Here is a 13,540-nt window from a genome sequence, read left to right on the forward strand (position 1 = left end):
CTCCTCTGACTAAAGGCGCGATTACAACTAGAGCTTACTCCTGACGCTTGAAGTGGGTGCAAATAACCTCAACCGCTTGCTCAGGCATAACAACCTTTCCGTACTCTTCCATGACGGCAGGGGTAACCGAAGATCCTTCACCGAATTCAGCAAGCAACGCAATCAATGCTGCATGTTTGGTGGAATCCAAGTCATCCGGTTCAAAATGCAAAAACCACTTGTCTTTATAGGAATAGAGTCTTCCAGCATCCGTTACGTGCTGACGCAACATATGTGCAGCCTCAATTAGCACTTCAAAATCTTTGAATGCATAGACAATGGAATCGCTTTGCTCAAGTGTAACTTCCATCTCATATACTTCTTCAGGCAGATCATCCTCATTACCTGAACCATATTGTTGCGGATCATATTTCCCCCGGGTGACAATGACAACCATCCCTTGAGCGGGAAGTGCGAATACTTCGACAGCAAGTGGACCTGTAGCATCAAATCCAAGTTCGGAATAGGCCTGGTCCATCATTTCAGTGAACAGTTCATGAACTCTAGGTATTTCCTGCCACATATCTTCTTTTTGTATTCCGCGCTCGCTCAGATCGTCAAAGGTCAGGAAAATCCGTATCTTATCGTGACTTAATCGTTCTATTTTCATACAGGATCTCCCCTTTATAAGCAAGTCTTATAACAGATTATGAAGCACAAAACAATATGTGCTGAAAATAAATCTATGTAGTTATGTTATCATTTTATACCTGCAAATGCACGAAGTAAAATCGACAAAAAAAGAATCATTCCACATCAAACAGGACTGTGGATGATTCTAATGGGGAGTTTGTGTTTATAAACCCGGTACTGTTGTGTTTGTTTGAGTTAAAATTTGCTCAACTTCATGTTTAACATCCGGATTGGTGCGAATAAAATCTTTGAGCATGTTCATATTCTCTTCTTTTTCCTGCGGAGTGATCGGCTTTGCATTTTTTTTATGCGTGCTTTTGTGGGAATCTCCGCTCTGTTCGTTTGGCTTGGAGCTGAATCCGTCCATGCCTGGGAACGTCATCTCCATCATTTTGTGTTTGGCCTGATTCATCATGTTGCGGGATGAACCGGAAGACAGCATTGACATTTTACCTTTGGACAGCCAAGAACTGGCTGCTACGCCAATTACAACACCCCAGAAAAAGGATGACGCCTTCATTACACCAACCTCCTTTTAATGTTAAAATCACAACTAGTGTTTGCGGGAGTGCCTCATCTCATTCCGCATAAATACAGGAAAGCGAGTTGAAAGCATGATTAGACACACCACCGCCTTAATTATGATCGCATGCATGCTGTTGTCAGCTTGTGGAACCAAGGTCGAAACAACACCTGAATCCACGAAGTCCAGCAATGAATCGGATACTTCAACGCAGGAGCAGCAGAACGAGCCAACTTCCACTGGCACAAGCGAAAAGCAAACCACGGAATCCCCATCCTCAACGGACTCGAATTCGGATCAAGAATCACCAAGTGATGACGAAACATCTTCGACAGAAAAAGAAGAAACTGATATCACTTCCGGGTCACAAGCAGCCGAAGTTAATATTGAAAAAACTTATCATATGAACGCCAATTACTACATCAAACCCAACGATAAAACAAGCGAAAGCAATGTTGTTTTGTTGACATTTGATGATGGGCCCAAAGAAGAAAAAATGATTAACGGATTAATCGACACCTTGGACAAACATGACGCGAAAGCGATTTTTTTTGTTAACGGATACCGCGTGAAAAGTCATCCCGAGTTGCTCAAGATCATCCATGAACGTGGTCAGGTGGTAGGAAATCATGCGTGGGATCATGAAGATCTGAAAAAAATGTCCACCACGGCAGCCGCCAAACAGGTAACCGATGTGCAAAAGATTGTGAAAGACACGATTGGCGTGGAACCTCAGTTCTTCCGCCCGCCGTTCGGTTCTGGAAATGATGCACTAAAGGCCACAGTCAAGAAAAACGGCATGTTATATATGACATGGTCCAATGGCTCTCTGGATTGGGATAAGAGCACCAAAAACAAACCGGATAAAGTTATTCAGAATGTGCTAGATCAATTAAATCCCGGTAGTAATATTTTGATGCATGAGTTGCCATGGACGGTTGAAGCGTTGGATGAGTTATTAACCAAACTCGAAAAGAAAGGCTACACATTTGTCGACCCTCGCTCCATTGAACTAGATGCACGTTGAAATTTCATTATTTTCCTGATATTCGGCTTAATCTCAATAATTGATGAGTTGGAATTGACATAAAAGAACACACAAAGTTAAAACAAACAGCCTTGATCCGAATAGGATCAAGGCTGTTTGTTTTAGAGCATTCGCAAAGTGATGATATGCATTTCCGCGGGACAACAAAGTCTGAACGGCAAATGATTTGTTCCGTATCCTTTGCTAACCAGCATTTTGCCTTCTTGCTCGGTATCATTACCATCCTTTTTCAGAGAGAACCACCCGCTAGACACGGAGCGGTACGCTTTGTTAAGAAAGACGGGGCCGAAGCCCGGAAATACCAATTGTCCACCGTGGGTGTGACCACTCAATATCAGATCAACAGGTTCATTCAAGTGAAGAGCCTCTAAGGGATCGTGCACGATGGCAATCTTGCAATCTTTGGTGTTCAATTCTGCAAGCAGCGAATCCCCTCGCCGTGAACGATAATCAACTCCGACCAGACACAATTTGCTTTTGCCTTTACGAAGGTAGGCGGTAGAATCCTGTAAAAGTTGAACGCCCGTATCTCGGAATATACGTTCGAGATGCACAGTCCCTGCTCTTTTATCATGGTTACCGTACACCGTAAAGGTAGGTGCAATATACGATAATAAGCTCATATTATGTCTGACGATGGGCCATGAAATTCCTTTTTCCGCCACATCTCCCCCAATGATAACCCAGTCCACCTGATTTCGAAGATGTTCCAGATCATTCTTTTTCAGCTTGCGTTTATGGATATCAGATAAATACAGGATTTTGCTGCCATCAAAAGAAGAGGGCAAATTCGGAACTTCAACCTCTTCTGAAACAATGTGATGGAGATGCGCCTCACGCCACATATGAACCAGCAAGGCAATCCCGGCCAAAATAACGGCAACGAACCAGGCCAGTATTACCATGGCCATGGAAGGAAAGTATCCAGAGGAGGCGCTCCTTTTATTCCCCACCAAACCAGACTGATTGTGAGCAAAACAAATATAAAAATGAGCGAATTAACAAATCGTTTACTTAGACGTAAACGGCGAGAAGGATGAAGCTCAGTCCGCGTAGGGAGTGTGCCCGCTTCGGAAACGGATTCTTCGGCTGACTTTTCTGCTTTATTGGCACGTGCTGGAGCCCGCCGGGGAAGTACCGGACTTTCTAGCGATGATGTAAAAGACTTGCGTTGTGATCTTGGTATGGAGACAGAGGTAATTGGTGTGAGTCCTCCCACCTCTGAGGCAGCAGCTGGTTCAACAACCAGATTTACTTGAGAAGTTTCAGGACGCTCAGATGTCTCTGTCTTATCCGAGTGACGATGGCGCTGACTGCCGTATGTCTTCATTCTACTTAATTGCTGATTCATGATCCCCTCCGAAAACGTATCGCTAATCCAGACACCAAATCAATAATAAAATGACATAATATAGGCGCCCATAATGTGCCGGATTGCATATAAATCCAACCCAATCCATAGCTCGAAACAAATACCCAACCAGTCGGAATCCAGTGCCGCAAATAGCGTATATGGATGACCGCAAATAAAATACTTGTCCAGTAAGGACCTAACGCATGCTGTATGGCTCCACGAAATAACAATTCTTCACAAACAGCAACGATGGCTGCTATGCATACAATGTGCCAGATTGGACGCTTGCGAAACAGCATCTCGTTAATTCCCCCATCGTCCATGCTTTCTTGAGGAATAACATAAGAAAGAACCAAGTCCATAACAAGCATAATGCCAGCAAGACCAAGCCCCCACCAAATAAACTGGTAACTGTCAGGCCACGCAAGCACATCAAAAAGATTTCTCTTCTGCAATAAAATCCATACAACCCCAATGATCAAAGTTAACCCTTGTGTAAAGTATAGATTGATCAGAAGCAAACGCTCGGTAAGTTGCTGTGGTTCAGCCTTCTGAATCTTGAACTTGGGAAACTTTAATTTTTTCATCGCCTGTGTCTGTCCTCTTGACTTATATTTGATGGATAACAAGTTCGTTCTCCAATCGGATAGTATACTAAATGATAGCCAAAAAACCAAATAGGTTCAAGGCCTGCCCCAAGTCCCGGTTTTTCAGCGAAGCCATATCCAATGAATTAGTTCATTAATGTGTTAAAATCCAGTTCACAAAACAGCTTGTAATCGAGCTATTTTAATTGATCAAGGAAGTCAATTCTTAACATCTATACGCCTTCTCCTCCACTGAAGAAAATGACATTAGTAAATCGAATTAAAACATTTAAGCCTATTGACATGCTCATGTCAGCCATGATACATTATGAAAAAATTAGTCACGTTAAACACGATGATGGAAAAAAGATGTTGCTTTGTCTTACAGAGAGCCGATGGATGGTGTAAATCGGTGGCAGGCAGATGATCTTGAGCGCTCCTGAGTTATTGCATTGAAATTGGAGTAGGTGCAATCGGTTTAGACCCGTTATCCTCTTCGGTCTTCATTGACCGCTAAGACTGTCGTTGCGAAACGGCGGTGAATTAGGGTGGTACCACGACAACTCTCGTCCCTTATTGCGCAAGCAGTATGTGGATTGAGAGTTTTTTGATTTATTTTAGAGTACAAACGTGGGAATCGCCCTATTTGTTACACCCTCCTCCTCTGCTGCGACACCGCGTTGTTGGGAGGAAGAGTTTCAACGGTTTTAAGGAATGCCTCTTTCGTGAGGTGAGACCTTGACGATATAGATACACATACCTAAGGAGGAAGAAACCATGTACAAAGTGTTAGTGTCGGACCCCATTAGTGATCTGGGAATCCAGCAACTGGTGGATGCAAATGATGTTGTAGTTGAGAAGAAAACAGGTCTTAGCGAAGATGAGCTTGTTGCAATTATCGGCGATTATGATGCCCTTCTAGTTCGAAGTCAGACTCGTGTAACGGATCGTATTATGAAGGCAGGTACAAACCTTAAAGTCATCGGACGTGCTGGCGTAGGCGTAGATAACATTGATTTGGAAGCTGCTACCCAACGCGGTATCATCGTTATTAACGCCCCTGACGGTAACACGATTACGACATGTGAGCATACATTTGCCATGATGATGGCACTGGCACGACATATTCCTCAGGCATATGCCAAAACGATTCAAGGTACTTGGGATCGTAAAACCTTCCTGGGTGTGGAGTTAAGAAATAAAACGCTGGGTGTGCTCGGTATGGGACGAATCGGTAGCGAAGTAGCTAAACGTGCCAAAGCATTCGGAATGGATATTCTAGCTTATGACCCGTTCCTCACTCAAGATCGAGCAGAAAAACTTCAAGTTAAGCTGGCTAGTGTGGATGACATCATTCGCAATGCCGACTTCATGACCGTTCATACACCATTAACACCTGAGACACGCCATATGATTTCCCGTCCACAATTCGAAGTGATGAAAAAAGGCATGCGTATTATCAACTGTGCCCGCGGTGGAGTCGTTGACGAAATGGCACTTGTAGAAGCAATTGATGAAGGTATCGTTGCTGGTGCAGCATTTGACGTATTCGAGAGCGAACCACCAGCTGCTGATCACCCGTTCCTGAATCATCCTAGCATTATTGTAACGCCTCATCTTGGTGCATCCACAGTAGAAGCACAAGAAAATGTAGCGATCGACGTATCCGAGCAAGTCCTGCATATTCTGCGCAATGAACCGTTCAAAAACGCAGTTAACATGCCTGCAGTAGCCCCAACTGTAATGAACAAATTGCAGCCGTACTTTAAACTGGGTGAAACACTGGGTAGCTTTGCAGCTCAGATTACTCAAAATGCAGTTCAGGAAATTCGGATCGACTACGCTGGAGATCTGTCTGAAGTGGATACTTCTCCTTTGACTCGTTACATTGTAAAGGGTATTCTGGCAAGACATTTAGGCGGAGAAGCCAATATTGTCAACTCCATGCATTTGGCTAAAGTGCGGGATCTCAACGTAGTGGTTAGCCAAACATCGGCCACTAAAGGATTTACAAATCTGATTACCGTCACACTTGTGACGACTCAGGATGCCGAGGAACGTCGTGTTGCGGGCACACTGCTTGCAGGTTATGGAGAGCGGATCGTGCGTCTGGACAAATTCCCAGTGGATATTGCTCCAGAAAGTCACCAAGTTCTGATTTCTCATAATGATAAACCGGGTATTATCGGACGTGTTGGGACTTTGCTTGGAGAGAACGAAGTTAACATCGCCTCTATGCAGGTTGGACGTAAAATCATTGGTGGAGCAGCTATCATGATTCTGACTGTTGACAAAGAAGTTCCAAAAGATGTGCTTGTGCAACTCGCAGCTCTTCAAGAAATAAATACAGCCGTTGAAATTGTATTGAATTAACTGACGGACTAATCACTTATAAGATAAAAAGAGGCGAACCCTTATCGGATTCGTCTCTTTTTTTATAAAATCAAAATTCCTTTTTAATAGCGTAATTCATGCATTAAGCTAATTGAATAATGTTTATTGTAGCGCCTGGTGGAGAAAGGACAGCTGTAGCAACAAGCCCAAATAATTGGAACTGGATTGTTGATCCAGCAGTTACCGTCACAATAAAGTCAGACTGCAACTGACTGAGGGAAAGTAATGGTGAAACTACACTCGCCGGAATTGCTGTTCCGTTAAGTAAAATACGGGATTGAATAGCAAGTGCGGCTGTCAGATTTATTTTGTAAGAGATATAGTAACGCCCTGCATTGGCTAGAGTGAAGGTGTCATTCGTTCCATTGATGGTTATGCCTGTGCCTATATTTTGGTTATTTGGCAATGGAATTAGTGTTCCGCCCAAAATAACAACGATGGTTCCACTTGTGTTCTCACCGTAAGCCGAGTTAGATGTTACAGAGGTTCCTGTTGCACCCGTTGCACCTGTACCCCCGGTGACTCCTGTCACGCCTGTTGCTCCTGTAATGCTCACCCCAGTGGCACCCGTTACTCCAGTTGCCCCGCTTGCTCCAGTAACTCCTGTTGCCCCGGTAACCCCAGTTGTTCCGCTTGCTCCCGTAGTCCCTGTAATTCCCGTCACACCCGTGGCTCCGGTGATTCCAATTGCTACGCCCGTTGCACCCGTTATTCCGGTAGCTCCTGTTGATCCAGTGACACCGACTCCTGTTGCACCTATTATTCCTGTAACCCCGGTGCTTCCAGTTATTCCCGTTGCTCCCGTTATTCCGGTGGCTCCCGTTGTTCCAGTGACTCCGATTCCGGTTTCACCCGTTACTCCAGTGACACCGGTGGCCCCAGTTATTCCTGTTGCTCCAGTTACTCCCGTAACCCCGGTTGTTCCGGTTATTCCCGTCGCTCCGGTGAATCCCGTTATTCCGGTGGCCCCTGTCGATCCTGTAACACCGATCCCTGTGGCTCCAGTTAATCCCGTAACCCCGGTGACCCCGGTTATTCCCGTCGCTCCGGTGACTCCAGTTATTCCGGTGGCCCCTGTCGATCCTGTAACACCGATCCCTGTGGCTCCCGTTAATCCCGTAACCCCGGTGACCCCAGTTATTCCCGTCGCTCCGGTGAATCCCGTTATTCCGGTGGCCCCTGTCGATCCTGTAACACCGATCCCTGTGGCTCCAGTTAATCCCGTAACCCCGGTGGCCCCAGTTATTCCTGTCGCTCCGGTGAATCCCGTTATTCCGGTGGCCCCTGTCGATCCTGTAACACCGATCCCTGTGGCTCCCGTTAATCCCGTAACCCCGGTGACCCCGGTTATTCCCGTCGCTCCGGTGACTCCAGTTATTCCGGTGGCCCCTGTCGATCCTGTAACACCGATCCCTGTGGCTCCCGTTAATCCCGTAACCCCGGTGGCCCCAGTTATTCCCGTCGCTCCGGTGAATCCCGTTATTCCGGTGGCCCCTGTCGATCCTGTAACACCGATCCCTGTGGCTCCAGTTAATCCCGTAACCCCGGTGGCCCCAGTTATTCCTGTCGCTCCGGTGAATCCCGTTATTCCGGTGGCCCCTGTCGATCCTGTAACACCGATCCCTGTGGCTCCCGTTAATCCCGTAACCCCGGTGACCCCGGTTATTCCCGTCGCTCCGGTGACTCCCGTTATTCCGGTGGCCCCTGTCGATCCTGTAACACCGATCCCTGTGGCCCCAGTTATTCCTGTCTCTCCCGTCACTCCTGTTATTCCGGTTTCTCCTGTTGCACCGGTGACACTGACACCCGTGGCTCCAGTTACTCCTGCAGCTCCTGTATCGCCGGTAACCCCAGTGACTCCCGTTACACCCGTATCACCTGTCGCTCCGGTACTTCCCGTTATACTGACACCCGTGGCTCCAGTTACTCCCGCAGCTCCTGTATCGCCGGTAACCCCAGTGACTCCCGTTACACCCGTATCACCTGTCGCTCCGGTACTTCCCGTTATACTGACACCCGTGGCTCCAGTTACTCCCGCAGCTCCTGTATCGCCGGTAACCCCAGTGACTCCCGTTACACCCGTATCACCTGTCGCTCCGGTACTTCCCGTTACACTGACACCCGTGGCACCGGTAACTCCTGTATCTCCGGTGGCTCCGGTACTTCCAGTTACACCAACTCCGGTTGCTCCTGTTTCTCCTGTTGCTCCCGTAGCTCCTGCACCTGCCAATAATGTGTAATCCGGGGATGTTCCCGGCGTTCCTGTTGGCGATGCCACGTTCGCTATATACGTACTGCCTCCAAACGTCACCACTTGACCCGCTGGATACGTTGGCGCTACCGCTGGATCGAACGGTACAATCCCACTCAGGCCTGCGCCTGTTGCTCCCGTGGCTCCCGCGCCAGCCAACAACGTGTAATCCGGTGACGTGCCTGGGGTGCCTGTTGGTGATGCCACATTTGCAATATACGTGCTGCCATCAAACGTAACGACTTGACCCGCTGGGTATGTTGGGGCTACTGCCGGATCGAATGGGACGACGCCCGTCAGGCCTGCACCCGTGGCTCCCGCGCCTGCCAACAACGTATAATCCGGGGATGTGCCTGGTGTTCCCGTTGGTGATGCGACATTCGCAATATACGTACTGCCGTCAAACGTCACCACTTGACCCGCTGGATACGTTGGTGCTACCGCTGGATCGAATGGTACAATCCCACTTAAACCTACTCCAGTCGCTCCCGTTACACCCGTAGACCCTGTTGGTCCTGCGCCTGCAAGCAATGTATAATCCGGAGATGTTCCCGGCGTTCCCGTTGGCGATGCCACATTTGTTATATAAGTACTTCCGTTAAATGTCACGACCTGACCAGCCGGATACGTTGGTGCTACTGCTGGGTCAAACGGAACTGCTCCATTCAAGCCCACGCCTGTTGCTCCGGTTGCACCTGTAACACCTGCACCCGCAAGCAAAGTGTAGTCTGGTGAAGTACCTGGTGTTCCCGTTGGTGATGCCACATTCGCAATATACGTGCTGCCGTCAAACGTCACCACTTGACCCGCTGGATACGTTGGTGCTACCGCTGGATTGAATGGGACGATCCCACTCAAACCTACTCCAGTCGCTCCCGTTACACCCGTAGGTCCCGTTGGTCCTGCGCCTGCAAGCAATGTATAATCCGGGGATGTTCCCGGCGTTCCCGTTGGCGATGCCACATTTGTAATATACGTACTGCCATCGAAAGTTACGACTTGACCGGCCGGGTATGTTGGGGCCACTGCTGGGTCAAATGGAACTGCTCCATTCAAGCCCACGCCTGTTGCTCCGGTTGCACCGGTAGCTCCTGCACCAGCAAGCAAGGTGTAGTCTGGTGATGTACCTGGGGTTCCAGTGGGTGAAGCTACATTGGTAATATAGGTACTACCGTCAAATGTCACAACTTGACCCGCTGGATAGGTTGGTGCTACCGTCGGATCAAACGGTAATATTCCACTTAAACCTATTCCGGTGGCTCCGGCCGCTGCTAGCAAAGTATAATCCGGTGAACTACCAGGTGTTCCCGTTGGCGATGCCACATTAGTAATGTAGGTACTACCGCCAAATGTTATAATTTGTCCTGCCGGATAACCTGGTGCAAGCGCCGGATCGAATGGAACAGAGCCCGTTAAACCTGCCCCTGTTACTCCGGTTGTTCCGCCTGACAAAAACAACGTGTAGTCTGGAGAACTCCCCGGTACACCCGTGGCTCCATTCACATTAACAACATAAAGACTGCCGTTATACGAAACTACTTGACCTTGCACATAGCTAGGTGCCTGAGTGGGATCAAAAACGGAAATATCATTCAGTCCAACTCCCGGCACCCCCTGCGGGCCTTGTACGCCTTGGGGCCCTAGAGGCCCTAGAGGACCTACTGGACCTAGAGGACCTACTGGACCTACTGGCCCAACTGCTCCTCCTGGCCCGGCTGGACCTGGCACTCCGGGTACACCCGGAACCCCTGGTACTCCCGGGGGGCCTGGAGGGCCTGGAGTTCCCGATGTACCGAACGAACTTGTAGCTCGACTCAATGATACGGATATGGATCGAATCAACCCTATAAGTTTATCTTTTTCTGGTGGTGGAACCTCCAAAAGCAATGTCACACTTAACAAATCATCCAGTAAGTTTTGCAGATTTCCCGCCAAATTAATTAAGGCCGTAGGCACAACCTCAGATCCGGCAATGGTTAGCTCCAGAACCCCTTGCAGTTCTGCTTTCACCCCAGCTCGGAAACCGGAAGTATTAACGAAATGGAGTAAATTCCGTAAACTGTTTTGCAAAGCCAAAATATTGGCCGCAGTAGGCTGGCTGACTGCTGCGGGAATAGTCACTGCGAGAGAGTTCAAAGTAGACTGAAACTGCTCCACTTCACTTGATGTTATTGGAATAAACGGTGATCCCGCTCGAAAAGATCTTCCTTCCAGAAAGGCCTTAATATTGACCCGTTTTCTTTCATCAGACATGCCTAATCCACTCCTCCTTTAACCTCTTCGCTTTTCAAGCTTATGTTTCATGAGAGGCAAAATTATCTTGGACACATTATTTGATGCAAAAAATGTGAACATACTGTTCCACGTTGAACAAGATTAAACGGTACTGTTCAACAAAAAAAGCACCCTCAGCATGAGGGTGCTTTCGCACTTTTTGTATGAAATCGGGCTATTTCGAAGAATCCACAGGAAATTGTAAAATAAACTCTGTACCTTCGCCAAGTACACTATTAACGATAATGGTACCATGATGGGCATCAACAATATTTTTTACAATTGCGAGCCCAAGTCCTGTACCGACACTTTCACCCCTAACGCGAGCCTTATCTGCTTTGTAGAATCGTTCAAAGATGAAAGGCAAATCAGAAGACGGAATGCCTACGCCCTCATCTTTTACAGTCACTTTAGCTACAGGTGTCCGGATATCGGTTAACAGCTCTGCCAATATGACAACATTTTTGCCTGATGGAGTGTGCCGAAACGCATTATCCAGCAAATTTGTAAATACCTGTTCAAGCCGGTCCTCATCAGCCTGGTGAAGTTCAATCGAAGTCTGTCTGCACTCAAACCGAAGGTGGATACCCTGTTCTTTGGAACGTACCGAGAACTTTCTGTATACTCGTTCCAATAGTTCAACAAGGTCCACTTCCTTCACAGCCATATCCGTATGACCCGCTTCCATTCGGGCAAGATCAAGCAGATCTTTAACCAATCTGCCCATACGCAAAGACTCATCATGAATCACTTGAATTAATTCTTCACTTTCTTCTGGAGAAGCCGCCATCCCATCCAAAAGAGCTTCACTATACCCTTGCATCATGGATAGCGGAGTACGTATTTCGTGAGAGACGTTTGCGACAAAATCACGACGCATCTTCTCCAGTCGTACTTCCTCCGTTACGTCACGAAGCACAGCTACAGCACCCCGTACGACACTATCTGCGTATAAAGGCGCCATCTGAACAGACCAGACTCCCTGCTGCACATGCACGTTAGAGTTCTGATCGCCGCCTTGCTCCATCACCATTTTGAACAAAGGAACGAGTGGTTCCGGCACATCTCGTGAAGAACTCACTGAACTCTCTGAATCCTGTCCCTCGCCCATCTGTGCCCAGTCCAAATCACACCAAGCCTGCATGATTTTCTCTCCAGGGGGGTTCGTCAAAATAACTTTCCCCTCACCGTCGAATGTAACTACCGCATCAGTCATGCTTCGGAGCACGCTCGCCAAATGTTCTTTCTCATGGTTAAGGTTGCGAATGTTATCTTCCAGCTGTGCAGCCATATGGTTAAATGTATTACCTAATTCTCCAATCTCATCGCTCGTTACAAGGGAGAGACGCGTACCGTAGTTTCCTTTCCGAATCGCATTGGCTGCCTGAATTAACTGCTGCATCGGCTGCGTAATTTTCGTAAAAAGAAACAGCGCAAAAAAGGTCGTCAAACTGAATCCGATAATACAAACATACGTGAACAAACGTTTGATATCTCTTGACTCAGACTCCGCAAAATTCGTATCAATATACGGCAGCAAAAAAAGACCCAATGCTATGAGTACACAGCCCACAAGGCAAATAATCGTAATCCATAACTTCCCGACCAGCGATCTCCAGAAACTAAAACTACTTCGGTACTTCCAGTTTATAACCCACACCCCACACCGTCGTAATCATCGCCGCTGATTCTGGCGAAACCTTGTTTAACTTCTCGCGAAGACGCTTCACATGTGTATCCACAGTACGAAGATCACCAAAGAATTCATAATTCCATACATCCTTCAGCAGCTCTTCTCTTGAGAAAACTTTATCTGGAGATGTCGCGAGATAATGCAACAGTTCATATTCTTTCGGTGTTAAACTGATTTCTTCCCCACCTGCGGTTACACGGTGAGCATCATGTTCGATGACCAAATGAGGGAATACGATATTGTTGCTTGAATTACTCTCCTTGGACAGATACGCTGTCGCAGAAGAACGGCGCAGAATCGCCTTCACCCGGTAAATCACTTCACGTGGACTGAACGGTTTAACGACATAGTCATCTGCTCCAACTTCAAAGCCCTGAACGCGGTTAATTTCTTCGCCTTTTGCAGTAAGCATCAAAACCGGAGTTGATTTCACCTGACGCAAACGGGTACATACTTCAACGCCGTCCATGCCCGGCAACATCACATCAAGCAAAATCAGACCATAGTCACCTGCAGTTGCTTTTCGCAGCGCAGTTTCCCCATCCTCTGCTTCATCGATTTCATAACCTTCTTTTTCGAGATACATTTTCAAAAGCCGTCGGATTCTTTCCTCGTCATCCACGACTAGTATACGGTTCTCATGTTCAGCCATTCCACTCCAGCCCCTTTGCAATAACTCCTCATCACTTCTATTATGTTCGATCTGGCGAACAATATTTGAATGCCCCATTGGACGTAGGGGCT

At 47.4% G+C, this 13,540-nt stretch carries 10 protein-coding genes and 1 other annotated feature; of the genes, 2 read left to right on the forward strand and 8 right to left on the reverse strand.

What is annotated here, in order from left to right:
• Positions 1-34: 34 nt before the first annotated feature.
• Positions 35-649 carry a genetic competence negative regulator gene (locus tag ACDJ58_RS18790; protein WP_413372365.1) on the reverse strand — a complete coding sequence of 205 codons (615 nt, stop codon included), beginning with the start codon at positions 647-649 and terminating at the stop codon, positions 35-37.
• A 186-nt stretch (positions 650-835) separates the two neighbouring features.
• Positions 836-1,192, reverse strand: coding sequence for a hypothetical protein (locus ACDJ58_RS18795; protein WP_413372366.1), 357 nt, complete (start codon positions 1,190-1,192; stop codon positions 836-838).
• Between the two features lie 94 nt (positions 1,193-1,286).
• Between ACDJ58_RS18795 and ACDJ58_RS18800 the strand changes: the two genes are divergently transcribed.
• Positions 1,287-2,222, forward strand: a complete 936-nt coding sequence (locus ACDJ58_RS18800) for a polysaccharide deacetylase family protein (RefSeq protein WP_413372367.1) — start codon at positions 1,287-1,289, stop codon at positions 2,220-2,222.
• A gap of 122 nt (positions 2,223-2,344) precedes the next feature.
• Here the strand turns inward: ACDJ58_RS18800 and ACDJ58_RS18805 are convergent, their stop codons facing one another.
• From ACDJ58_RS18805 to ACDJ58_RS18815, 3 genes are read right to left on the reverse strand one after another with little or no spacing between them, the layout of a single operon-like run.
• A complete protein-coding gene (locus ACDJ58_RS18805) occupies positions 2,345-3,154 on the reverse strand; it encodes a metallophosphoesterase (protein WP_413372368.1) in 810 nt (269 codons plus the stop codon).
• Positions 3,142-3,594, reverse strand: a complete 453-nt coding sequence (locus tag ACDJ58_RS18810) for a hypothetical protein (protein WP_413372369.1) — start codon at positions 3,592-3,594, stop codon at positions 3,142-3,144. Before ACDJ58_RS18810 ends, ACDJ58_RS18805 begins: the two co-directional genes overlap by 13 nt.
• A complete protein-coding gene (locus ACDJ58_RS18815; protein ID WP_064636826.1) occupies positions 3,591-4,184 on the reverse strand; it encodes a CPBP family intramembrane glutamic endopeptidase in 594 nt (197 codons plus the stop codon). Before ACDJ58_RS18815 ends, ACDJ58_RS18810 begins: the two co-directional genes overlap by 4 nt.
• Positions 4,185-4,530: 346 nt before the next feature.
• Positions 4,531-4,761, forward strand: a binding site (T-box leader).
• A gap of 200 nt (positions 4,762-4,961) precedes the next feature.
• Here ACDJ58_RS18815 and serA point away from each other — a divergent pair.
• The gene (gene serA, locus ACDJ58_RS18820) at positions 4,962-6,557 is read left to right on the forward strand and encodes a phosphoglycerate dehydrogenase (RefSeq protein WP_413372370.1); all 1,596 of its coding nucleotides are present in this window, start codon (positions 4,962-4,964) and stop codon (positions 6,555-6,557) included.
• A gap of 103 nt (positions 6,558-6,660) precedes the next feature.
• On the opposite strand, the gene ACDJ58_RS18825 is transcribed toward serA, so the two are convergent.
• From ACDJ58_RS18825 to ACDJ58_RS18835, 3 genes are all read right to left on the reverse strand, one after another.
• Positions 6,661-11,082: a BclA C-terminal domain-containing protein gene (locus tag ACDJ58_RS18825; protein WP_413372371.1), complete on the reverse strand. Its 4,422-nt coding sequence runs from the start codon at positions 11,080-11,082 to the stop codon at positions 6,661-6,663.
• A gap of 196 nt (positions 11,083-11,278) precedes the next feature.
• Positions 11,279-12,676 (reverse strand): ATP-binding protein, encoded by a 1,398-nt coding sequence (locus ACDJ58_RS18830; protein ID WP_413379737.1) that lies wholly within the window; start codon positions 12,674-12,676, stop codon positions 11,279-11,281.
• A gap of 55 nt (positions 12,677-12,731) precedes the next feature.
• The gene (locus ACDJ58_RS18835) at positions 12,732-13,448 is read right to left on the reverse strand and encodes a response regulator transcription factor (protein ID WP_017687664.1); all 717 of its coding nucleotides are present in this window, start codon (positions 13,446-13,448) and stop codon (positions 12,732-12,734) included.
• Positions 13,449-13,540 lie beyond the last annotated feature (92 nt).

It is taken from the genome of Paenibacillus taichungensis, from assembly GCF_047302525.1.
GTDB lineage: Bacteria > Bacillota > Bacilli > Paenibacillales > Paenibacillaceae > Paenibacillus > Paenibacillus taichungensis_B.